Origin of the sequence: Collinsella aerofaciens (assembly GCF_028206795.1) — a bacterium.
Lineage (GTDB): Bacteria > Actinomycetota > Coriobacteriia > Coriobacteriales > Coriobacteriaceae > Collinsella > Collinsella aerofaciens_AX.
This window is the reverse complement of the sequence record NZ_JAQLFJ010000005.1, coordinates 143,641-165,524: the sequence shown is the minus strand read 5'-3', so window position 1 is coordinate 165,524 and position 21,884 is coordinate 143,641. Positions and strand designations below refer to the sequence as shown.

Genomic DNA, 21,884 nt, shown 5'->3' with positions numbered 1-21,884 from the left:
CGATGTATCGCGCATAGTATGCCCATCGCTGCTCGAGGCTGGGGTAGAGGTGGTAGAAGCCGTCGAAAAGGCTCTTGAAGCCAAAGGCTTGCTGCCAGTCCGTCATTCCGGCGCGCGCCATGCCTGCGCGGTTGTAATGGTTGAACCCGGCGGCGCTTGACATGCCCGAGCCGATGCCGACGATGATGGCGTCGGCATCGTCGATAAGGCTTCGAAGCCTATACGCTTCCCTCTCTAGAGACGGCATTGGGCAATCTCCTCGAAAGCCGGGGCCATATCGCCGTCAACGAGAATCGTCTCGCACGATGCATCGGGCGCCATAGCCTGGCTGTAGTTGAACACGATGTAGGTGGCGTGCTCGCAGACGTTCGCGATCTGGGCGAGCATGTGCTTTATGATGCCGTTGCGCAGTCCCACGCCAAGTTCGAGGATGGCGACCCTGCCGTTGCGATGGGCTTGCACAAGGCGCTCGAGCTCCTCGAGCTGGGCCGTGGCGAGGGCGTCTGGATGGGCGAGACGCCGCTCGTCGATCGACGTGCGTATGCCCCCCTCCGTCTCGAGCACGCGGTTCTCGTCGAACCCGGCGCGCGCGAAGTGCCCGTCGATGTTGCATGTGACCACGAAGGTGTCGGCGTGCTCCGTAAGACGCCGCAGCCCGTTCATGAGCGAGCCGGGCTCATATTCGAGATACTCCTTTTGATGGAACCGCTCGGCCCATCGGCGTCGCACGCTGGCATCCGGGGAAGCGAGCCCCTGCAGTATGCAGCCGATGCCGTCTGCCTGGGCGAGGTCCCCGTACGCCTCTTGGAAATGAGCATCGGCGCAGAAAAGGTTGAGCCCCTCCGCCATGTCGAGTCCGTTGCTAGCGCCGATGATGACAAGATCCGCTTCGGCTAGCGCCCTGCCTATGCGAACTGCTTTCGCCGTCTCCATGCGCTACCTCCCCAGCGTCTTGCGCACGTCGGCAAGCACGTCGGCGATGTCGGCGCGAACGGCGAGCCCCCGATCCTCGATCGCGCGGGGGAGAAACTGCGTCTTGTTGTTTACGGCGATGTAGCTGGCCTGCGGTAACTGCGCCGTGAGGGCCCAGAACGGCTCCTGGATAAACGCGGGCGTCATGCGGCCCACACCCAGCTCGAGGAAGAGGATCCTCTGCCGTGCGTGCGCGTCGAGCCAGTCGGACACCTTGCGGTACTGCTCCTCGTAGAGTTCGCCCTGCAGGAAGTTGCCGTAGCCGCGAACCCAGGGGAACGCCTCTGCCCCGCAGTGCGGGCAGCGCGGCACGAGCTCTGTCGGAACCTCAAGGCCGTCTCCCATGGCCTCTACCATGCGGGAGACCGGCTCGACCGCATCCCACACCGCGTCGGTGCAACAGTGGGAGCACTGAAAGAAGCGGTGGTCGCCTTGGATCTCTGCCACTTTCTCCCAGGGATAGAGCTTCACAAACTGCGTGTCCTGGTTGGTGGTGAGCACGAAGAAATCCTTCTCGGCGATAATGGTGTCGAGGTCCCTGTAGGGCTTGCGCAGCGGGGCGTTGAGCGTGGTGTCGAGGAAGGTGGCGAGGTATCCCCAGCGCGCCTCGGCGGTGGGCCAGCGGTAGAACGACCCCTCGAAAGCGCCCTTGAAACCGTAGCGCTCGGCGAATTTGCCGAAATGCCTGCGATAGGTTGCGTTGTCCTCGTAATAGAAGTCGCCGCCGCCCGCCGCGGAGAGCCCAGAGGCCCCGCCCACCAGCACGCAATCGGCTTCCTCGATCATGCGGGCGAAGTCCCTGATTTGCTGGTCGTAGGGCTCGGGCTCGCGGTCACTCAGCTCATAGGGCGTGCCGCCGCTGCGGTAGGCGGCCTGAAGGGAAAACGATTGGTTGGTGAGCTCGATAACGAGCTGCTCGTACAGGGTCACTGGATACCTTCTTTCAGCTATTATAAACAGGTGTCTATAAAAAGTATCCATGTCGATTTGCTTAAGAGCAATGAACAGCTTCGGCCTGCTGTCGATAAACGAGCGTTTGCCGGGCATTGTCGAGCGTTGCAATTGGAGGGGTAATGGAAGCGGGGAAGATCGATCGTCGCCGACGCTATACACTCTCGGTCATACGGGAGGCGTTCTTCGCGCTGCTGGCCGAGGTCGGCTTCGCGAAGATGACGGTAGCGGATATTTGCCGCCGCGCCGATATCAACCGTGGCACGTTCTATCTGCACTACGAGGACAAGTTCGCCCTGCTCGACGCGCTTATCGACGAGGCCTTGGCGGCGGTGCCGCCGCTCGAGGGAACGGAGGCGGGTGCCCTCTGCCAGCGTCCGCCGGCAAACGATGACTATTATCTGCTCTACTCGGATGACGACGCGTACGCCCGGGTGGCACAGCGCGTCGTCGAGCGCGGCGCCGAGCAGATGGTTCCCTCGATCATGGAGGAGACTGGGCTTTCGCGCGAGGACGCCTATCTGCTCTTCGTCCACAACGTCCAGGGAAATCTCGCGGTCAACCGCCTGCTCGGTTGGAGGCGAGGGCCCGAGTTTGCTCACGCTCAGGAGCTGCTCAGCGCCTATTCCGAAGGGGGCATGCGGGCGGTATCGGCTCGTCACGATCCTCGTAGCTCGTCTTGACCGCATGTCATTTCAGGTAGGTGGCGTTGCTATGGGCCCTCTTTGATTTTCGACGTTGTATAAGGCAATCGCAATCGTCTTGAGCTTCTTTAGGGAACTTGAACAAGAGATATGGCCTGCTGGCGATTGATTAACACCATTCGTTTTGGTTACAAGAAAGCATGCTGCGCGCCTGCAGCATGAGGGAGAGGGAATCCTATGATTATCGTTGTATTGAGCGGCAGCCCGCGTAAGGGCGCTAATACCGATACCATGGTCGAGGCGTTTGCCGAGACCGCGCGTGAGGGCGGCCATACGGTCGAGGTCATCCGCGTTGCCAGCAAGAAGATCGCCGGCTGCTTGGGATGCCAGTACTGCTTCGCCCATGAGGGCGTCTGCGTGCAGAAGGATGACATGGCCAACGTGATTGAGTCGCTGAAAGACACCGACATGGTTGTCTTCGCTTCGCCTATCTACTGGTTTGATATCACTGCGCAGGAAAAGACCGCCATCGACCGCCTGTACGCCTTCGGTGCCACGGGATTCCCGTTCACCAAGACGGCCCTTTTACTCGATAGCCACAGCGAGGGTGTCTATGATGCGGCGATCGCTATGTACAAGTCAACCTGCGCGTACTGCAAGTGGGAGGACCAGGGCATTGTCACCATCAGCGGTATGACCGAGCGCGACAGCATGGCATCCTCGCCCAAGTTGAAAGAGGTGCGAGAGCTCGCTCGCAAGCTTGCCTAAGGACAAGAAGAACGCATGGCAATCAGCGTTGGTGGAAATGCTTGCTGTCCTTACCGAGAGATAGGGGCGCATTCCCTCAAGCGCGTATAGAACAATTATTAAACGCAGAAAAATAACTGAAAACAAATTAATCCGCGTTAAAATATTGTCAAACAGAAGTTCATGAGGGAAGGTTGCGCATGCGTCGCAAGGCAGGCGAGCTACTTAGGGAATGGCGAGACAGAGCTGATAGAAAACCTTTGCTGGTCAAAGGCGTGCGCCAGTGTGGCAAGACCTATTTGCTCAGAACGTACGCCCAGGATCTTTTCGAATCGGTTGTCTACGTTAATCTTGAGAACGACCGGTCGGCGCGAGCGGATTTTTCGGGCGGTCTTGACCCTCATTCGATTGTGCGCGCGATCGAGGCTCGTACGGGACAGCGTATCGTGCCTGGCAAAACCTTACTGTTCATTGACGAGATCCAGGCATGCGAGGAAGCGCTCACTTCCCTTAAATACTTTTGCGAAGATGCTCCCGAGTATTACGTTGCGGCTGCTGGGTCGCTTCTTGGGGTTGCCATTAACCATCAGTCGTATTCGTTCCCCGTCGGAAAGACCGACTTGATCGAGATGACTCCACTCGATTTCGAGGAGTTTCTCTGGGCGATGGGGCACGATCAGCTGGTCGACGAGATACGCTCATCATTCGAGTTTATGGGTCCTCTTGCGCCAAGCCTTCATGAAAAGGCGCTTGGGCTCTATCGGCAGTATCTTGTTGTTGGCGGAATGCCCGAGGCGGTCCAAACGTACATCGATGATCAGTCAATCATTGATGTGGCCGAAAAGCATCGGATTATTCTCGACGGATACTCCGCCGACACTAATAAATATGCTGATGAGCGCTTGAGCGCAAAGACGCGTGCGTGCTTCGATTCCATTCCACAGCAGCTTGCCAAAGAGAATCGTAAATTTCAATACAAGGTAGTGCGAGCGGGGGGCAATGCGTCTCTCTTTGGAGATGCTCTCGACTGGCTTGTATTGTCGGGTACGGTGGCGCGCTGCAGCCTAGTCGGGCAGATCGAAAGCCCTTTAGAGGCCTTCGTTAACCCTTCTGCTTTTAAAATCTATCAGGCGGATACAGGGCTGCTCGTCTCCAAGGCCGGTGCTCAACGCGCCGATATTCTTGCCGGTATCGGCGGCACATTCATGGGTGCACTTACCGAAAACTACGTCGCCCAACAGCTTTCAGCCATGGGCTATCCGCTGCATTATTGGGCGCGAGATAATCGTGCGGAAATCGACTTTGTAGTAGAGAAGCAGGGATGCTTGTCTGCGATTGAAGTCAAGGCGGGAGAGAACACAAGATCTCGAAGCCTGTCCTCACTTAAAAAGACCCATCCGGGCGTACGCCTTATCAGGCTATCGACTAAGCCCTTTAGAATGAATGATGGGCTTATGTCTGTTCCACTTTATGCGGCATTTTGTCTATAGGGATGATGCTGGTGTAATGCATAGGGCCCAGGGCACAGCGTTTACTGCGCTCCGGGCCCCGCTGCTTTGTAAAACCATGACGGTTTGGTCGCCGTTGTTTTAGTCAAACAGGCTCGGCATGTCGTTTTCTTTCATGAGGGCACCAGCAGAGGGCAGGCTCTGCGCGGTGAACTTTTCGGCCGAGACGCCGGCGCCGAGGATCTCCTCGGTCGTGCCGACGGTGGTGACCGAGCGGCCCTTCTTGGCCGTAAAGGCCTGGACGCCCTGCGTGTTGGTGGTCGTCTTGGTCTTGAGCAGCGACGTGTTGAAGTTCATCAGGCGGTAGTCGCTCGAGACCAGCGCGAGGTCGCGGTCCTCCTTGAGCACCTGCGCATACAGCAGCTTGCTGCCGCCGTAGATGGCGTTCTTAAGGCGCTTGCGGTTGGTCTTGGTAACGTATCCAGAAAGCGCGACGCGCACCACGCGGCCGTTCTCAAAGACGAACAGCACGTCGGCCTTGTAGTCCTCGGGGTCGATGACCCAGATGACGCTCTCGTCGGGTTCCATCTCGAGATCGGTCGGAAGGTACGAGCCCAGCTGGGTCGACTTGGTATCCTCAAACGCCGCGACCTTGCACTTGTACACCTGGCTCTTGTTGGTAAAGACCAGCAGCTCGTGGGTGTTGGAGGACGGGAACTCGATAAAGGGTTTGTCGCCGTCCTTGTACTTGAGCGTGGTCGCCTTCTTGAGCACGCGGTCCGTCATCTTCTTAAGATAGCCATCGCGCGAGAGCATGATGGTGACCGGGTACTCCTCGACCTCGGGCTCCAGGCTCACCTCGATAACCTCATGGGGCTCGATCCTGCCCGTGCGGCGCGGCATCACGTACTTCTTGTTGACCGCTGCCAGCTCGTCGCTGATGACTTTCTTGATGTTCTCCTCGCTGGAGAGGATCTCCTCAAGCTCGGCAATCTCGCCCTCAAGCTTGGCAATGTCCTTGGTGCGGTTGAGGATGTACTCCTCGTTGATGTTGCGGAGCTTGAGCTCGGCAACAAACTCGGCCTGGGTCTCGTCGATGTCGAAACCCTTCATAAGGTTGGGCACGACCTCGGCCTCGAGCTTGGTGCCGCGGATGATGGCGATCGCCTTGTCGATGTCGAGCAGAATTGCCTCGAGGCCGTGCAGCAGGTGCAGACGCTCGGACTTTTTGCCCAGGTCAAAGTTAATGCGGCGACGCGTGGACTCAATACGCCACTTGACCCACTCGTGCAGGATCTGGCGCACACCCATAACGCGAGGGTAACCATCGACCAGCACATTGAAGTTGCACGAGAACGAATCCTGCAGCGTGGTCGAGCGATAGAGCTTGGCCATGAGCTTGTCGGGGTCGACGCCGCGCTTAAGATCGATGGCGATACGCAGGCCCGAAAGGTCGGTCTCGTCACGGATGTCGGCGATCTCTTTGACCTTGCCCTCCTTGGAGAGCTTGACGATGCGCTCGATGATGACATCGGTTTTGGTGGTGTAGGGGATCTCGTAGACCTCGATGATGCGCTCTTCGGGAATCCAGCGCCAGCGGGAGCGGATCTGGAAGCTGCCAAGGCCGGTCTCGATTATCTTTTCCATCTCCTCGCGGCGGTAGATGATCTCGCCGCCGGTCGAGAAGTCGGGCATGGGCATATATTCGAGCAGGTCGCAGTCGGGATCCTGCAGGTAGTGCATCGTAGCGGTGCAGACCTCGTTGAGGTTGAAGCCGCAAATGTCGGATGCCATGGCGACGCCGATGCCCTTGTTGGCCGAGACGAGGATGTTGGGGAACGTGGTGGGCAGCAGACGCGGCTCTTTCATGGCACCATCGTAGCTGTCGACGAAGTCGACCGGGTCTTTGTCGATGTCCTTGAAGATCTCGGCGCTAATGGGGGAGAGCTTGGCCTCGGTATAACGCGAGGCGGCGTAGCTCAGGTCGCCCGAATAGTATTTGCCAAAGTTGCCCTTCGACTCCACGAAGGGGGCAAGCAGCGCCTCATTGCCGGTTGCCAGACGCACCATCGTCTCGTAGATCGCGGCGTCGCCGTGCGGGTTGAGCTTCATGGTCTGGCCGACGATGTTGGCGCTCTTCTGGCGCTCGCCCTTGAGCAAGCCCATCTTGTACATGGTGTAGAGCAGCTTGCGGTGCGAGGGCTTAAAGCCGTCGATCTCGGGGAACGCACGCGAGACGTTGACGCTCATGGCGTAGGGCATGTAGTTGACCTCGAGCGTCTGCGTGATCGGCTGGTCGGTGACCTCGGAGTGCAGGCCGATGACGTTCTCGGCGTTGACCTGCTTTTTCTTTGGCTGGTTCTTCGTCTTCTTCTTTGCCACGATTTCCTCTTGAACTTCTTATGGGCCGTCGTTATCGATGTGCTGCTATTGCAGGTCTAGCTGATCCAGGTATTCCTTGCCGTGCTCGGAGATATGGCGCTTACGGCCCGCCTCGTCGTTGCCCAGCAACAGGTTGAACATGGTCTCCATCTTGGTGACGTCCTCGGGCTCCACCTTGATCAGGCGGCGCGTCTCGGGGTTCATGGTGGTGAGCCACATCATGTCCGGATCGTTCTCACCAAGACCCTTGGAGCGGTTGATGGAGCACTTCTGGTCGCCGATCTCCTTGAGGATGCCGTTTTTCTCGAGCTCGGTGTAGGCAAAGTAGGTCTTCTCTTTGCAGTTGATCTCGTAGAGCGGCGACTCGGCGATATACACGTAGCCCTCGTCGATAAGCGTGGGCACCAGGCGATAGAGCATGGTGAGCACGAGCGTGCGGATGTGATAACCGTCGACGTCGGCGTCCGTACAGATGATGACCTTGTTCCAGTTGAGATTATCCAGGTCAAAGGCGCCAAGGTTCTTGATGCGCTTGTCCTTGATCTCCACACCGCAGCCCAGCACGCGCATGAGGTCCATGATGATGTCGGACTTAAAGATGCGCGGGTAGTCCTCCTTCAGGCAGTTGAGGATCTTGCCGCGGACGGGCATAACGCCCTGGAACTCGGCATCGCGCGAGGTGCGAATGGCGCCTGCTGCCGAGTCGCCCTCTACGATGTAGATCTCGCGGCGGCTCTTGTCCTTGGAGCGGCAATCGATGAACTTTTGCACGCGGTTGGCCATGTCGGTCTTTTGCTGCAGGTTGGTCTTGATGCTCTGGCGCGTCTTTTCGGCATTCTCGCGCGAGCGCTTGTTGATGAGCACCTGCTCCATGATCTTATTGGCGGCGTCCTTGTTCTCGATCAAGTAGGTCGAGAGGCGCTCCTTAAAGAAGGCCGTCATGGCCTGCTGGATAAACCGGTTGTTGATGGCCTTCTTGGTCTGGTTCTCGTAGGACGTCTGGGTGGAGAAGCAGTTGGTCACCAGCACCAGGCAGTCCTGGACGTCCTGCCATTTGATGCCGCTCTCGTTTTTGTTGTATTTGCCCTGTTGCTTAATGTAGGCATCGATGGCGCTGGTCAGAGCGCTACGGGCCGCCTTTTCGGGCGAACCGCCGTTCTCGAGCCACGATGAGTTGTGGTAGTACTCCTGCATCATGAAAGTGCGCGAGAAGCACATGCAAGCAGTGATTTTTACGTTGTAATCGGGCAGGTCCTCGCGGTCGCGACCGCGACGGTCGGCCTCGATAAAGAAAGGCTCGGTAAGGTAGTCGGTACCGACCTTCTCGAGCACGTAGTCCTCGATGCCCTTGGGATAGCAAAAGTCCTCTTCGGAGAACTTGCCGTCTTCGCCCTCGATGCGCAGGCGGAAGGTCACGTTGGCGTTGACCACGGCCTGGCGGCGCATGGTCTCGCGATACCACTCGTGGGGGATGCTGATCGAGGTAAAGACCTCAAGATCGGGGCGCCACTTGATGGTGGTGCCGGTACGGTCCTCATTGCTGGGCTCAATCTCGAGTGCCTTCTTTTTGGCACCGACGACCTTGCCCTTCTTAAAGTGCAGGGAGTACTTATTGCCGTCGCGCCAAACCGTGACGTCCATATACTCGGAGGCATATTGGGTCGCGCACGAGCCCAGGCCGTTGGTGCCGAGCGAGAAGTCGTAGTCGCCGCCCTGGTTGTTGTTGTACTTGCCGCCGGCGTAGAGCTCGCAAAAGACGAGCTCCCAGTTAAAGCGCTTCTCGGAGGGGTTCCAGTCGAGCGGGCAGCCGCGGCCATTGTCCTCTACCTGAATGGAGCCATCGCGAAAGGCGGTAAGGGTGATGAGCTTGCCGTAGCCCTGGCGCGCCTCGTCAACGGCGTTGGACAGGATCTCGAAGGCGGCATGCGCGCAACCGTCGAGCCCGTCCGAGCCAAAGATGACGGCGGGGCGCAGGCGTACACGCTCCTCGTCCTTGAGCTGGCGGATACTGTCGTTACCATAGTTTGCGGTGTTTTTTGCCATACTCGCTCTCTCGGTGCTCCTTTGCTGCGTTTTAGTCATGTAGATAGTCAAGGTAGCATAGCCCAGCCCATAGGCGATTCCAACCAACACGAAATCCATCGAACAATCGTTCGAATTAACGGGTATAGTGTTTAGTGTTAGCGCGGCATTGTTAAACAAATTTGGATACAAACGAATTTTATTTAATAGGGACCTAGTTTTACTAAACAAAATCGAACGATTATGGGTGACACGATTCAGAAATTCGATGAGTTCGCGGATGCCCAATCTTACTCGGACAAAACCGAGTCGGTTCCGCCCGAGTAAGATGGAATGACGAATCGAAACTGCTATATCCGTATACCGATGACAGATATAGTTGACATCAATTAGTCGATGCAATATATTTCTGGCATGATGCAACGCATATTTGTCCAATTCGACGAAAGGAACTTTATGCCAGGTAAAAAGAACCTCCGCATGAAGGCGGCACGCGCGGCAGCTGGCCTTTCGCAAGCCGACTTGGCCCAGGCCGTGGGCGTTACGCGCCAGACTGTCGGTCTTATCGAGGCGGGCGGCTATAACCCTACGCTCAATTTATGTGTAGCGATCTGCAAAGCGCTGCACGTGACGTTGAACGATCTGTTTTGGGACGACGAGACCAAAGCCGACCCCAACGCTCTTTAGGAGGCCACTATGAAATTTGAAGATCTGAAAATCGTGCAAAAGTGGCGTGAATATGCCGGTCCAAAAGACGAGCGCCTGGAAGCCGAGAACGCGAAGATCTACAAGATTGGTTTTTATCTGCTTTCTTGGGGCATGTTGATGATTCTTTTCTACGAAATTTTGGCTCGTCAGGTTGCGTGGGTTCACAACAACGCCAGCGAAATACCGCATCTCTTTGCCACGCCGTTTGAGGCTGCGATGTATGCGTGGCTCGTTATCGTGATGCTGATTTGTGCGGTGCTGCAAACGCGAAAGGGCTATATCGATACCAACCGTTTTGGGCAAACCGAGCATCTTCCTGTTGGATATTTCCTGCTCCTCTGCGGTATCAGCGGGATCACGAGCGCGCTTGTTATCGCGGCGATGCGCTGCGTCGCGGAGGTGCAGATCGTGCCGCTCGAAGATGTCTTTTGGGCAGCGAACTTGGCGACGGGCGCGGCTTGCGGGGTAACGATTTTCATAGCCACATTCGCTGCTCTGTGCGCATCGTTCTTCACGGCGAAAAAGCGTCGTGCCAATATTGAGGCAGAACTCGATTCCGCTGGCGACATCTAATACGTAATGGGCTGGCTCTGGGTATCCAGAACCAGCCCATTTTGATGTTCGATGAGCCGAGTCGGCGTCTCTCACAAAAATAAGTAGGAGCTAGCGAGGCCTATCCGAATTGACCTCATTGGCGGTGTCGGTTTTGAGCGCCGTGCGGCGGGCGCTGTAGGCGACGAGGCCGGCGCCTGCCGCGGCGAGTGCTGCGGCGGCTGCCGCAAGGGGGACGTTGACATCGCCCGTGCCCGCAAGCGCGCCCGCTTTTCCGGAGCGCTTGTTATTGCCGTGATCCTTGCCCCTGCCAGAGCTACTGCCGCCACCGGAGTCGCTTCCGTCGGAGCCACCTCCACTCGAGCCACCGTCGCCGCCTGCTGCCATCGGGGCGTCGTGAAGTCCGGTCGTATCCGCGCTGTCGCATACGCCGACCTGAACTTCTGAGCGTTCGCATGCCGCATCGGGTACATGGAGCTCGTGCAGTACGGCACCCAGTGTCGAGTTTGCGCCGGGTTGGATTTCCTCGAGCGTCACGGGGTCGAGCGCTACCAGGTCGCGCGCCTTCGCATAGAGCGTTACGCGTTTGCCCACCTCGTCGCCCCAGCTCTCCGGGATTGCAAAGCTCATGCGGAACTGTGCCGTGCAACCCGGTGCCAGCACGGCGTTGCCGTTGTCGGCTACCAGCGGGTGCGTTGCAAAACGCGCGCCCAGCGTCTCGAGCGCGTATTTCACGCGTGCCATGTCGTTGGCCGAAGCGTCCTCGGCAAGCTCTGGATCGTAGATCGAAGCCATGCGCGCGTTCGCTCCGAATCCGATGGATGCGCTGGAGAACGGCTGGCTGGAGCCCTCTCGGTACAGATCGATCGTGCCGGCGGTCAGCAAAGTGTTGCCGTCGTTTCGCACCGTGACCATGAAGGATTCGCCTGCTGCTCCGGGCACCACCGCGCCCGAGGTGGCGACCGCGCCCGTCGGAGTGGCACACGCCACCAAGGGCACTTCGATGCCGTGCAGCTCTGCCTCGCTCTTCTCCGCGCTCACAATGTGCGTGGCGAGCGCGGAGAGCATGCCTCCCGGCGTCAAAAATGTCGTTATCTGATCGACGGGATGGTCCAGCTCGCACATCACGAACGGTTCCGTGAACAGATCGCCTGCCAAGGTGCTGGCGAAGATGCGGAAGTGCTTGCCCATCACTGCCACCGGGTTGCCTTCTTCGTCGTAGGTTTGTCCCACCTTGCCATCGGTGTTCTCTACAAAGAGCACGCACCTGCCGTTGTTGCTTACGCTAAACGATGCCGGGCCACAGCCTGCCGCGCCCACGGGCTGCGTTGCAAATGCCGATGCGCCTCGCGTCCAGGTAATATGCTGCAGCTGCTCGTTGACGGTTGCCAAAAAGCCCGAATGTTGTGGCCACGGCACCGCATGGGGCACCGTGGCGTCTGGTGGCATAACGCCCCAGCCCGCAATGGATTGGCCAATCACGGCGTACGATGCGCAGCCGCAACCGTTTGCGGTCTCGTACGCAACGGGCACCACCATTTTGCCGTTGATATTCTCGGGCTCGCTCAGCTCGATACTCGACGGTGCTTGCGGAAAGCGGAGAACTTGGCGGAACGTCAGGCTGTCGCCCGAAACGTCCGACCATAGGGTAAAGCACTCCAGCGCAACCTCGGCCTCGCTGCCGAGCGCCTTCTCTGCGGTGGCTCCGCGGCGGTGGAGGTAGGCACCCGACAGGCGTCCGTCGACCAGCGTCTTACCCACCGTGATACGCGGGCACTGCAGGCAATGGTAGCCATCCTCTTGCAGGCGGCCGCGCGAGATGCTGCGCCATGACGTATGCGACACCACGCGAACTCCGTCGTTGCTTATGCGCAGGCGCACGACGGACAGTATGCCGGATGTGCTTGCCGTATCGAAAAGGGTACTATCGCCGTCGCGTCGCTCGCCCGAGACCAGCAACACGTAGGCGTCCCGGTTTCCTCTTCCGTCCGCATATTCCACCACGTCGAAGTCGTAATCGTATATGCCGTCGCGCTCCACGTCGCCCTCGCCAAACCCAAGGGGAAAGTCCACGGGCGCGGGAGCGGACCACGTGCCGTTTGCCTTTGTGTGCACCACCAGGCGCGAGCGGCCATTGTCGCCGTAGCGCACCGAGGCGATACGGAACAGGCATTCTACGCCGGCAATCATTGCCAGCTTCATGTGAGCTTCGCTGAGCACGCCAGTAAACAGCACGTTGTCGTTCGAGGGCTTGATACCGCCACGCTCGTCTTCCGACACGCCGGCAGAATTGGCGTTGGGGTCCGCAGCGGCGTTCGTTGCCTGACCGATGTAGATGTACTCATACATCGGCGCGACATTTTCGTCGTTCTCTATCAGTGCATGGACGAAATGCTCGATCTGTCCTGTGTCGTCGCTCTCTGCGTCTGCCTCGAGCTCAATGCGCGTGACAGCCCGGTCCCAATCGCGTACGGTAGGCGCGACGTTTTTCGCGGTGGCTGCAACCTCGGCGCGTGCGAGCAGCTCGGCGTTGGTGACGATGGTGGCCGATGCGATAAATTGCGGCACGCCGCCCGCCTCGATGTTGCCAGGCGTGCCGAAGCGGGCATCCAGCGTGTAGGGCGTATCTCCACCCAATGCGAGCTCAGAGCGTTGGAGCACATACTGGTCGCCATTGTCCACCGACATATTCCACGAATCGGCGAGCGTGGGCCACGATCCCGACCAAGCCTTGGTAGTCCACTTGAACATCACAAACTGGAGTATCACATCGACATCGACGTCCGCACCCACGCGCAGTCGCGGAAGCTGGTGACCGTCCGCCTTCTCGTATCCAATGAACAGCGTAAGGGACGCGGCGCCGCGCACGGCGGACGAAGCGACGCCTGCTACGCCAGCGCCAAAGGTGACGGCGAGCCCGATTTGGATGGTGAATGAGCCCGAGGTGTTTGAATAGTCGAGCGAAATGTTCTTGAAAAAAGCCGCGCCGCTGCCGTGCGTGTGGGCACCCACGGCGAGCGCCAGCTTCGCCAGCACCCAGGGGTTGACGTTTAGGAAAAACGGCACCGGTCCTAGGGTAAACTGCTCGGTCCAATTGAGGTCGGTTCTTACCTGGAAGAGGGCCTTAATATTGCCGTATGCGGGGTCGTTGTTGTCGCCCCAGGTTTTGCCCACCCAATCGTAGGCGAGCGAGCCGTACAGCTGTGTGGCGATATCCATCGTGAACAGCAGCGTGCAATGGTGGCGAAGGAGCTTGGTGTTTCTTGGATCGGTGCCCGAACCGGCACTCATACTCTTGTACTGATTCCACTTCCCTTCCATCTCGTCGAGGTAGCGGTTTGCCTGCTTGGCGCCCGACTCGCGCGGCGATTTCTTCCAGTATTCCGGATCAGGGTTGCCCGAATCGTTCATATAGCTGGCTGGTTTGTATCCTCCGCCAAACAGCACGTATCCAGCAAACGAGAAATCGAAGAGGATCGGAAATGTGGGTATCCAACACGTGAACTTATTACCACCGATGCCGGGAAACGATGCAGGGAAATCAAACGGAGTGAGCTCTTGGTCCATGGTGGTGGGGACGATAGTGGTCGATTCGGATTCCGCCTTTGCCGCCGGCGCGGTGACAACGGCCATGGGGGAGGAGAGCGTGTAGGTTTTGCCCTGGTAGTCGAGGACAAAGCGCAGCTTGCATCCTTCTTCCAGAAGGCTCGACGCTGCATCGAGGAACTTGTCTTCGAGTGTGAACGTCGCCAGATTATCCGCGCCCGATGCGCTGGCCTTGATCTGACCAATCTGCGTGACGGTTTCGGTTGAGCTGCCCGCAGCGGGCATCACTTTATTGATATGCAATGTTGCCTGCCCGCCCTGTGGCAGATGTGCCTGAACGGTAAAGGCGTGCGTATCGGGCTGCTCGTTTGCCGTGTCGTCCTTCGGCAATGCCATGAACGTGGCATCAGCGTACTGGATGTCCCATTCGTCGAATGTGAGCTGGCGGAAGTACGGCTCGCCGTCGGAAAGCGGACGCGTGGGCGCGGTTATGGCGGTGCCGCCCTGGATACGCGCAAGGGGAATCTCGACATCACGGTAGCCCGCCATGCTAATGGAGATGCCGCCGTTAAAGTCGTACGCGTCAAGGAGCGTTGCCTCGTCCACGTAGCCTTCCGAAAGAGGGGCAACCTCAAAGATGGCCGTGCCTTCGTCATCGGTCGTGGCGGTGAGCTGCTTGCCTACGGCATAGCGCGATGTGAGCGTGACCTGGGCACCTGCGATGGGCGTATTCTTGTTGGCGACGTCGACCACGACCACACCAAACATGGTGCGCGAGAGAACGAGCACCTTGAAGGGGTCTTCTTCGTCGGCATAGGCCGCGGTGGGCGCGAACGGCAGCAGGAAGGCATTTTCGCTTCCCGGCACGCGAGGCAACATAATGCTCGCCAGCGAGGACGCTCCAGCAACAAGTAACGAACGGCGATCAAGCATCTTGGGCTCCCATCCCGCAAATATCGGTGGAAATAATCCAATTTTGCGAGAAGACGCTTCGTGGCGGTAGTGCCGTTCAAGGGTCAAAATGTCCAAATTGATCGAGCGAAGCGCCGGGTTCCGGAACGCGTTCGATGCGCTTGGCAGCCCGGTCGCTAACGCAACATGTGCGCGACCAGCTCGGCGCGTGTGCCGATGCCAAGCTTTGCGTATACGCCGGATAGGCGGTTTTTGACGGTGCCCGGCGATACTCCCATATGGCGTGCGATTTCGGCGTTGGTCCATCCGCGGCAGGCGAGCATGGCCATGGTGAACTCTGTGGTCGTTAAATCGTCGGCAACGTCCTCGCCCGAATCGGGGTTGTGGATGCGCCGCCAGCCGTAGCTGAAGCGGTACGTGATCTCGATGATGCGTGCGAAGTCGTCAGGGTATTGCGTTTTTAGGCATGCCTCGATGAGCCCCTGCAAAAGGCCGTGGTGCTCGCCAATGAGCTCGATAAGGCCGTCGGGGCGCGCAATGTCCCAAGCGGCTCCAAAATGCGCTTTTGCGGCGTCGATGTCCTTGAGGCTCATGCATGCCATGGAAGCTGCCAGGTGCAGGAACAGTTCCGAGATGGGATAGCTTCCCTGTTTCATAATTAGGGCGTTTTCCGCCATGCCCAGGCTGCGGCCGTATTCGCCGCGCAGATACAAGGCGTGCGCCATCACGTAGCTGGCGAACAGTCGCAGGCCTTCGGGTAGGTGCGCCGCAAGTGGATAAAACTCTTCGGCAGAATACGGGGAAGGCAAGTGCAGCAGGACGCTCGCGGCCGAGGCGAACAGGATATGCGTGGCGTGGACGGCGGGCGATTCCTCGTCGGCCGGCGTATCGAGGATGCCCGCAAGGCACCGGCGGGCGTCGGCGATACGGTTGAGCGACAGACTGGCGTATCCGCAGATAAAGCATGCGGAATAGCGCAGCGCGGGATCGGTGACGTCAAGATAGGGGCGCGCCGTCTTGGCAGCGAGTGCGGCCTGTCCGCGAAAGTACAGCGCTTCTGCCGTGGCAATGGCGCGTGAATCGGGGTCGGAAATGCCTGCAACCGCAGCGTCAATCTGCCCCGGCACAAAGGCGGTGCACATCAACGGCATGGGAACGCATGGGTAGCCATCGCAGTCCATCTTCCATCTCCCAACAGCTGGCAACAATTGCAGCAATTGTACTCCTGTTGCTCGGGACTGGAATTTGTGGGTATCGCCTACGATTATGCCGAACGTATAAAGGAAGAGTCTATTGGCGATGCTTCCAAGGTGGCTACCGAAGCCTATCTGACCTTGGGATATAGAAAAACTGCCACCCCTGCAAAAAGCTCTGCCGCAGCGATGGGAAACGCATCTTCTGGGCATTCCGGCGTCTCCAGCCAGCGCTGGACTGCTGCTGTCGCCTGCGCGTTGGCGAGCGGGGCGTGGGGACCGTCCGGCGACCAACGGTGACGGGCGAGCCCTGCCGCGTACGTGGGACTCCATCGGCGTAGACCCATGACCCCCATGGCATCGGAGAAGTTCACCATGGCGTCCAGGACTTTACCGTCCGGCACGTCCAGCCTAGCGGCTCTCTTGAACCCAAGGTTGAAAGGGGGCGTTGTACAAGGCGAATGGGGCCGAGTGGAAGTGGATCAAAAGAGCGTTACTTGACGTTTCATGCATAATGCCAACCGCCCCGCGACATCACGTTCGCAGCGCGCAGGGGCCGGAGAATCTTCGCGATGAGAGTTGACGTCTAATACCTTGCATCGTATAGTGTGTATAGCATAGTATATGACGAGAGGAGGTGTGCGGATGGAGGCACAGATGAAGCGCGGCTTCCTGGAGGCCTGCGTGCTCGCGGCCGTCTCCGGCGAGGAGTCCTACGGCTACCAGATCGTGAAGGACGTACCGGCGAGCATGGGGCTCACGGAGTCGACGCTCTACCCGCTGCTCAAGCGCCTGGAGAAAGCCGGGTGCATCACGGCGCGCTCCGCCGAGCACAACGGGCGGCTGCGCCGGTACTACCGCATCACGGACGACGGGCGAGCACGCATCGAGGAGTTCCTGGCCGAGTGGCCGTCCGTACGGGAGATTTACGCATACGTTGAGGGGGCGCACCATGACGCGCGATGAGTTTCTGGGCCGGTTGGGCGAGCTGCTCGCCTGCCTGCCGGCCGAGCAGGTGGAGGAGACCAAGGCGTTCTATGCGGAGGCCATCGCTGACCGCATGGAGGACGGTATGAGCGAGGAGGAGGCCGTGGCCGCCATGGGCACACCCGGCGAGGTGGCGGAGGCCACGCTCGACGACCTGCCCGCCGTGCCGCGCGCGATCGCGAGGACGCGCCGGCGCAGCACCACGCTGCTGTGGGTGCTGACCATCGTGGGCTCCCCGGTGTGGGTGCCGCTGCTCGCCGCCTTCGCCGCCGTGGCCGTCACGGTCTATATCTGCATCTGGCTGCTGGCACTCTGCGTGTGGATCGCCGCGGCGGCACTCGGGGGCGTGGGCGTAGTTGAGCTCCTGCTTGCCGTAAGCGGCGTCACCATCGGCCACTTCCCGTACGCCCTCGCCTCGGCGGGCGTGGGGCTCGGCCTCGTCGGCGTGGCGCTCTTCGTTGGTGCTGGCGCTTGGGCCGCCTCAAAACAAATTGCGCGCCTTTCGGCGCTCTGGGCGAGGAAGGCCGCCTCGCCCTTCTGGAAGGGCAAGGGCGAGAAGGGCGGCGCTGCCGCGCATCTCGCGGCGTAGAAAGGAGTGAGTACCATGACCAGCGCGAAGAAGATCTACCTCGCCGTGGCGGGCGGGCTCGTTGCCGCGGGTGTTGTCCTCGCGGGCATTGGCTTTATCGCTTCGGGCTTCGACCCGGCCGTGTTCACAACCCATATCGACACGCGCGACAGCACCATCGTGCTCGGCGGCGTCGAGGTGGACGACCCGATGGGCCTCCCCCTCATCGAGCAGCTCGCCAATCTGGGCGAGATCGACACCTCCGGCGTCGCGGATCCCGCCGCGCCCTAGGCGCAGCGAGCCCGGGCGCTCTGCCCGCCAAGCTGCGTAAGCCGGCGAAACCCGAACCTCAACCTCTACGCAACTGGCCCCAAGCCTGCGCCGATTCGCTCTCGGCGCCGCGCGGGGGCCCGTGACGCATGCCCAAAAGGTATGAGGAGAAAGGAACGCGATGACGACAACCACGCCCTTCCGCCTTCATGGGGCCACGCAGGACCGGAAGCGACTGGGCCGTGCGGTGGGGCTGTGCTTGGATTGGCTACACTGATATGGACAGTTCCGTGAGGGGCGCGAGAGACGGGACTCTGGGGAGATCTTCGAGGAGGAGTGTCTCGACTGGAAGCGCGGGTTCAGTGGAGCAGGAACCTAATCTCTGTCTCTCCTGCTTTTTTGATTTGTTGAGAAGCCGGCATTTGGGGGCATTTTGGATAGCGAACAGTTCAAACAAGAAGCTGAGAAAATAGAACAAAGCCTGAGTGCCTTGAGAGTCGCCGAGCGCAATGCAGTGATTCCCTTCATGAACGGCGACTTTACCCAATGGGATCTATATCTGGCATCCTCCTCTGAGTATGCGATGAGACTGATAGACGGATTCATCTCCATGCTCGAGTCGAGGAATCTTGTTTGCGTCGCCCAGCTTCTCCGCGCACAGGTTGGAGTCTGCCTGCGGACATTCGCATTATTCGCCGCCGAAGACCAGGATGACTTTCTCAAGCAGGTGTTTCAAGGTGTGCCTGTGAACAAGCTGAAAGATTTCTCGGGTGAGAAGATGTCCGATGGAAGACTTCAAGACTTACTCGAGAAGTTCGATCCAAAGGTAAAAGATGTATACAAGGTGACGTCTGGATTCGTCCACTTCTCCATTGATGTTCTGCCGAGCATGGGTGTGCCTGGGGAGGGCTATGAGGTCGAGTTTAATTTTGGAGCCGAGCCCAACGAGAGAAACAATGCGCCTCTCGTGGAATGCGGCAAGGCGTTCTGCCACTATGTCGACCTGCATCTCCAGATGCTCCATAAGGTGATTGCTTCGGATGAATGGTATGCCGATCGATTCCGTATCGATTCCGATGGTCCTGCAGACGAGGCCTCGAAAAGCGAGAAGGTGTAGGTCGAACGCATTGACGCTGCCTTGACAGCATCCCGATATGATAACGAATGGGAGGTTCCCTGCGAAATGTGCGCCTCTGTATATTCTCGCTAGGACGCCCTCGACCGATAAGGCATCGTTGAGTTCAATTTGAGTTCAGCTCGGGTGCCTGAAATCGCCCAACTCTGATAAAAGGGGAGACGACGGTACACCACGTAGACGAGAGGCTATGGAAGTGCACGATTTGATTATATTGGCGCGCTAAACCGCCCCGCTGCCCAACTTGAACTCCGCTCACGCGTGTATGGGGCTGCGAGAGGTAACGGCCTGCGGCCTCCTTTGTGTGCTCGATGATATCTTCGAGCATGCCGGGCATGGCGGAGACATTCGCTGCAATCCAGCCGTGTTCAAGCGCCGTTTCGGATAGGAGCGAGAGGGGGCTGTCTTGCCCGTTTCCCTTGCACCCGTAAAGATGGTTGACAGTTTGGGGTCTCCCGGGTCTTTAGCTTTTACCGTGCTAGATGCCTCATGGAAACTGTTGGACTTTAATCAGACAGACCCAGCATGTCGTTTTCCTCCATGAGGACATCGGCTAAAACCGCAACACCTATGCTTGTTTAAGCAAACTTCCTGATAGTCGTGGAGCTGCTGTAGCCCGACATGCAGGACATCGCTCGGCTTAAACACCGGATGCCGCATCCGCGAAACGAGTTGCGGTGCACCCTGTTCCAAAAGGTTGCCAAGTACCATGGCGTGAGCGTTGGGGTAGCCATCATTCAGCGTGGATACATCCGGATGCGCATAGATCCAGACGATTCCAACGTTCTCGTATTTCCCGTGCAGGTAATCGAAGAGGGCAAGCGACGCCATACAGTTGCCGCCGACGGTCACGACTCTGTCGGGGTTTTCTGCCGTAAGCTTCCTCTGCGCATCCTGAATTCCCGCCAGGACTTCGTCCTCGGCACAGATGCGAACTGCCTCCCATTTCTCATGTCCAAGTTTTGGGACGCGTTTCGCAATGCCGAGTGGGACCCCTGGACAGTCGGATCACGTGGTGGCCCCCTTTGAGAGGGTCACGAGCATGGTGGTCCCGTTCTCGGAACTTGCTTCGACCTCTACCGTGCCGCCGTGTAGGGCTGCAATCTCCCAAACAAGCGCTAGCCCGAGTCCTGCGCCGCCGTATGCCCTGCTGCGGGATTTATCTAGACGAAAGAACGGCTGGAAGATGCTCTCTCGGTACTGTTTGGGTATTCCCGGGCCCTCATCTTTGACTCGCAGGAGCACGTGGCTGTCGCTGTCGCTGATGGAGACGTTGACAGTCGAGCCGGGGCGGCTGTAACGGATGGCGTTTTCGACCAGATTGAACACCAGCCGATAGAGGAGCGTATCACTTCCGATTGTCAAAGCGTCTCCAGCACAATTGAGGGCTATGCCCTTATTCTCGGCAAGTGGCGCAAGGTCGGTGAGGACCTCTTCGGACAAGGGACCGAGTTCAACATCGTCCTCGCAAGGAACGCTGCGGAGCTCACTCATCTCGAGTAATACCTTGGTCATTCGAGACATGCGCTCGGTTTGTTCTTGTAGCAGGCCGAGCAGCTCGGCTGTTTCGGGTTGCAAACCGGAGTGCTCGGAGATGAATAGTTCAATCTGTGCTTGCATAAGGGCGAGCGGGGTGCGCAGCTCGTGTGCGGCGTTGCCGGTAAACTGACGCTGTGCAGAGAACCCTTCGCCAAGACGGGCGATCATGTCGTTGAAAGAGGCGCTACATCGTTGTAGCTCGGTGGGCACATCTTCACTGAGTCTGATTTCGCTTAGGTTGTCAGGCTGCACACGCTCAACCTGGGCGGCAAAAGCTCGTAGCGGTTTGAGCGCACGGCCGCTCACAAAGTATGCCAGCACGCCGCCAAGGAGTGTGACTCCAGCCGTGATGCACCAGGCTGTCGTGCCAAAAGACTCTTGTGCGTCGTTTACGACGATCGTGACCTTGTCATCGGGGGTCGCTTTCGTTGGGTCGAACGCCTGGGGCGAATCTTCGCCGGTTGCCTTAAAGGCCGAGATGTTACTGCCGATGGCATCCATGTAGCGCATGCCCGTATAGCCGACCAGGCAGTTCGTCAGCACGCATGCCGCACACGTGAGCAGTGCCGTCATAATCGTTATGCGCCATTGCAGCGAAAGCCTTTTCATTCGCTATCCTCCATAACGTAGCCCTCTCCAATCCGATTGCGAATCGGGTCGTATCCCAAAGCGCTGCGTAGCTTTTTGCGGAGTGACGAGATGTGAACGCGGGTTGCGTTGCTAAAGCTGTTCACGCTGCTATCCCAAACGTGCTCGATAAGCTCCTCTTGACTTACCGGACGCCCCTGATTAAGCATCAGGTATTCCAAGATTCCCGTTTCCTTGCGCGTAAGAGATAAAGCCACGCTGTCCACGGAAGCGATGCGCGCCTTGGTGTCAAAGCTGAGCTTTCCGCAGGTTAATACTATGTCGCTTTGTGCGAAGCGTCTGAGGGTGAGGCTGCGGATCCTTGCCGCAAGCTCGTCCAGATGAAACGGCTTGGTGAGGTAATCGTTGGCGCCGGCATCGAGTCCGGCGACTTTATCTGATACTTCGCCACGTGCGGACAGAATCAGTACCTTAGTCTCGCAGTCAGTTTTCCTAAGTTCCCTGAGTACGGTCATGCCGTCGATGCGGGGAAGGTTGAGGTCGAGTACCACGAGGTCGAAGGCCTCAACGTCCAGTAGGTCGAGCGCCTCCTGTCCGTCGTGACAGCAGTCGACACTGTACGCCAAGTTCCGCAAGCTGCGCGCGATTGCGTCGCACAGCGCCCGCTCGTCCTCGACGATCAAAATACGCATAACAGTCTCCTTGCACATTTCAAATCGC

General features: G+C 58.7%; 18 protein-coding genes and 1 pseudogene. 9 read left to right on the top strand and 10 right to left on the bottom strand.

The features are described from left to right. From PMX70_RS04925 to PMX70_RS04915, 3 genes and pseudogenes are all read right to left on the bottom strand, one after another. Positions 1-247, bottom strand: a pseudogene (locus tag PMX70_RS04925) (hypothetical protein); the annotation flags it as partial. After that, entirely contained in the window at positions 235-933 is a 699-nt protein-coding gene (locus PMX70_RS04920; RefSeq protein WP_055252414.1) for an SIR2 family NAD-dependent protein deacylase, read from the bottom strand. The gene PMX70_RS04920 and the pseudogene PMX70_RS04925, both read right to left, overlap by 13 nt. 3 nt (positions 934-936) lie before the next feature. After that, positions 937-1,902 carry an SIR2 family NAD-dependent protein deacylase gene (locus PMX70_RS04915; protein WP_271743068.1) on the bottom strand — a complete coding sequence of 322 codons (966 nt, stop codon included), beginning with the start codon at positions 1,900-1,902 and terminating at the stop codon, positions 937-939. 143 nt (positions 1,903-2,045) lie between these two features. Between PMX70_RS04915 and PMX70_RS04910 the strand changes: the two genes are divergently transcribed. The 3 genes from PMX70_RS04910 (at position 2,046) to PMX70_RS04900 (ending at position 4,804) form a co-directional block, all read left to right on the top strand. Then, a complete protein-coding gene (locus tag PMX70_RS04910) occupies positions 2,046-2,606 on the top strand; it encodes a TetR/AcrR family transcriptional regulator (protein ID WP_089572815.1) in 561 nt (186 codons plus the stop codon). Between the two features lie 198 nt (positions 2,607-2,804). Further along, on the top strand, positions 2,805-3,335 hold the full coding sequence (locus PMX70_RS04905) for a flavodoxin family protein (protein ID WP_271743067.1): 531 nt from the start codon (positions 2,805-2,807) through the stop codon (positions 3,333-3,335). 179 nt (positions 3,336-3,514) lie between these two features. After that, positions 3,515-4,804 (top strand): ATP-binding protein, encoded by a 1,290-nt coding sequence (locus tag PMX70_RS04900; RefSeq protein WP_271743066.1) that lies wholly within the window; start codon positions 3,515-3,517, stop codon positions 4,802-4,804. A gap of 99 nt (positions 4,805-4,903) precedes the next feature. Here PMX70_RS04900 and PMX70_RS04895 read toward each other — a convergent pair whose 3' ends face one another. Then, complete coding sequence (locus PMX70_RS04895; protein ID WP_271743065.1) at positions 4,904-7,144, bottom strand: DNA gyrase subunit A; 2,241 nt, start codon at positions 7,142-7,144, stop codon at positions 4,904-4,906. A 45-nt stretch (positions 7,145-7,189) separates the two neighbouring features. After that, positions 7,190-9,187, bottom strand: a complete 1,998-nt coding sequence (locus PMX70_RS04890; protein WP_271743064.1) for a DNA gyrase/topoisomerase IV subunit B — start codon at positions 9,185-9,187, stop codon at positions 7,190-7,192. 435 nt (positions 9,188-9,622) lie between these two features. Here PMX70_RS04890 and PMX70_RS04885 point away from each other — a divergent pair, with 435 nt between their 5' ends. Together PMX70_RS04885 and PMX70_RS04880 are read left to right on the top strand one after the other, a co-directional pair. Next, complete coding sequence (locus PMX70_RS04885) at positions 9,623-9,853, top strand: helix-turn-helix transcriptional regulator (RefSeq protein WP_271743063.1); 231 nt, start codon at positions 9,623-9,625, stop codon at positions 9,851-9,853. Between the two features lie 9 nt (positions 9,854-9,862). Next, positions 9,863-10,447, top strand: coding sequence for a hypothetical protein (locus PMX70_RS04880; RefSeq protein ID WP_271743062.1), 585 nt, complete (start codon positions 9,863-9,865; stop codon positions 10,445-10,447). Between the two features lie 90 nt (positions 10,448-10,537). Here the strand turns inward: PMX70_RS04880 and PMX70_RS04875 are convergent, their stop codons facing one another. Continuing rightward, positions 10,538-14,905 carry a hypothetical protein gene (locus PMX70_RS04875; RefSeq protein ID WP_271743061.1) on the bottom strand — a complete coding sequence of 1,456 codons (4,368 nt, stop codon included), beginning with the start codon at positions 14,903-14,905 and terminating at the stop codon, positions 10,538-10,540. 155 nt (positions 14,906-15,060) lie between these two features. Then, positions 15,061-16,065: a helix-turn-helix domain-containing protein gene (locus tag PMX70_RS04870; RefSeq protein WP_271743060.1), complete on the bottom strand. Its 1,005-nt coding sequence runs from the start codon at positions 16,063-16,065 to the stop codon at positions 15,061-15,063. Between the two features lie 657 nt (positions 16,066-16,722). Here PMX70_RS04870 and PMX70_RS04865 point away from each other — a divergent pair. From PMX70_RS04865 to PMX70_RS04850, 4 genes are all read left to right on the top strand, one after another. Beyond that, positions 16,723-17,043, top strand: coding sequence for a PadR family transcriptional regulator (locus tag PMX70_RS04865; RefSeq protein ID WP_006234594.1), 321 nt, complete (start codon positions 16,723-16,725; stop codon positions 17,041-17,043). Further along, positions 17,030-17,653 carry a DUF1700 domain-containing protein gene (locus PMX70_RS04860; protein WP_271743059.1) on the top strand — a complete coding sequence of 208 codons (624 nt, stop codon included), beginning with the start codon at positions 17,030-17,032 and terminating at the stop codon, positions 17,651-17,653. The genes PMX70_RS04865 and PMX70_RS04860 overlap by 14 nt, the downstream gene beginning before the upstream one ends. Positions 17,654-17,668: 15 nt before the next feature. Further along, positions 17,669-17,923: a hypothetical protein gene (locus PMX70_RS04855; RefSeq protein WP_117848184.1), complete on the top strand. Its 255-nt coding sequence runs from the start codon at positions 17,669-17,671 to the stop codon at positions 17,921-17,923. Between the two features lie 412 nt (positions 17,924-18,335). Beyond that, entirely contained in the window at positions 18,336-19,019 is a 684-nt protein-coding gene (locus PMX70_RS04850) for a hypothetical protein (RefSeq protein ID WP_195361944.1), read from the top strand. A 528-nt stretch (positions 19,020-19,547) separates the two neighbouring features. Here PMX70_RS04850 and PMX70_RS10140 read toward each other — a convergent pair. The 3 genes from PMX70_RS10140 to PMX70_RS04840 all read right to left on the bottom strand — a co-directional run bounded on the left by PMX70_RS10140 (position 19,548) and on the right by PMX70_RS04840 (position 21,874). Further along, a complete protein-coding gene (locus tag PMX70_RS10140; protein ID WP_408583386.1) occupies positions 19,548-19,967 on the bottom strand; it encodes an arginase family protein in 420 nt (139 codons plus the stop codon). Between the two features lie 78 nt (positions 19,968-20,045). After that, positions 20,046-21,185 (bottom strand): HAMP domain-containing sensor histidine kinase, encoded by a 1,140-nt coding sequence (locus PMX70_RS04845; RefSeq protein ID WP_271743058.1) that lies wholly within the window; start codon positions 21,183-21,185, stop codon positions 20,046-20,048. Then, positions 21,182-21,874 (bottom strand): response regulator transcription factor, encoded by a 693-nt coding sequence (locus PMX70_RS04840; RefSeq protein ID WP_465038266.1) that lies wholly within the window; start codon positions 21,872-21,874, stop codon positions 21,182-21,184. Before PMX70_RS04840 ends, PMX70_RS04845 begins: the two co-directional genes overlap by 4 nt. Between the last annotated feature and the right edge of the window lie 10 nt (positions 21,875-21,884).

Excerpts from the sequence above, each read along its gene's own strand:
- PMX70_RS04855 (WP_117848184.1), top strand. The coding sequence starts at position 17,669 with ATGACCAGCGCGAAGAAGATCTACCTCGCCGTGGCGGGCGGGCTCGTT.
- PMX70_RS04900 (WP_271743066.1), top strand. The coding sequence starts at position 3,515 with ATGCGTCGCAAGGCAGGCGAGCTACTTAGGGAATGGCGAGACAGAGCT.
- PMX70_RS04875 (WP_271743061.1), bottom strand. The coding sequence starts at position 14,905 with ATGCTTGATCGCCGTTCGTTACTTGTTGCTGGAGCGTCCTCGCTGGCG.
- PMX70_RS04840 (WP_465038266.1), bottom strand. The coding sequence starts at position 21,874 with ATGTGCAAGGAGACTGTTATGCGTATTTTGATCGTCGAGGACGAGCGG.
- PMX70_RS04860 (WP_271743059.1), top strand. The coding sequence starts at position 17,030 with ATGACGCGCGATGAGTTTCTGGGCCGGTTGGGCGAGCTGCTCGCCTGC.
- PMX70_RS04905 (WP_271743067.1), top strand. The coding sequence starts at position 2,805 with ATGATTATCGTTGTATTGAGCGGCAGCCCGCGTAAGGGCGCTAATACC.
- PMX70_RS04870 (WP_271743060.1), bottom strand. The coding sequence starts at position 16,065 with ATGGACTGCGATGGCTACCCATGCGTTCCCATGCCGTTGATGTGCACC.
- PMX70_RS04910 (WP_089572815.1), top strand. The coding sequence starts at position 2,046 with ATGGAAGCGGGGAAGATCGATCGTCGCCGACGCTATACACTCTCGGTC.
- PMX70_RS04920 (WP_055252414.1), bottom strand. The coding sequence starts at position 933 with ATGGAGACGGCGAAAGCAGTTCGCATAGGCAGGGCGCTAGCCGAAGCG.
- PMX70_RS04890 (WP_271743064.1), bottom strand. The coding sequence starts at position 9,187 with ATGGCAAAAAACACCGCAAACTATGGTAACGACAGTATCCGCCAGCTC.
- PMX70_RS04885 (WP_271743063.1), top strand. The coding sequence starts at position 9,623 with ATGCCAGGTAAAAAGAACCTCCGCATGAAGGCGGCACGCGCGGCAGCT.
- PMX70_RS04880 (WP_271743062.1), top strand. The coding sequence starts at position 9,863 with ATGAAATTTGAAGATCTGAAAATCGTGCAAAAGTGGCGTGAATATGCC.
- PMX70_RS04845 (WP_271743058.1), bottom strand. The coding sequence starts at position 21,185 with ATGAAAAGGCTTTCGCTGCAATGGCGCATAACGATTATGACGGCACTG.
- PMX70_RS04865 (WP_006234594.1), top strand. The coding sequence starts at position 16,723 with ATGGAGGCACAGATGAAGCGCGGCTTCCTGGAGGCCTGCGTGCTCGCG.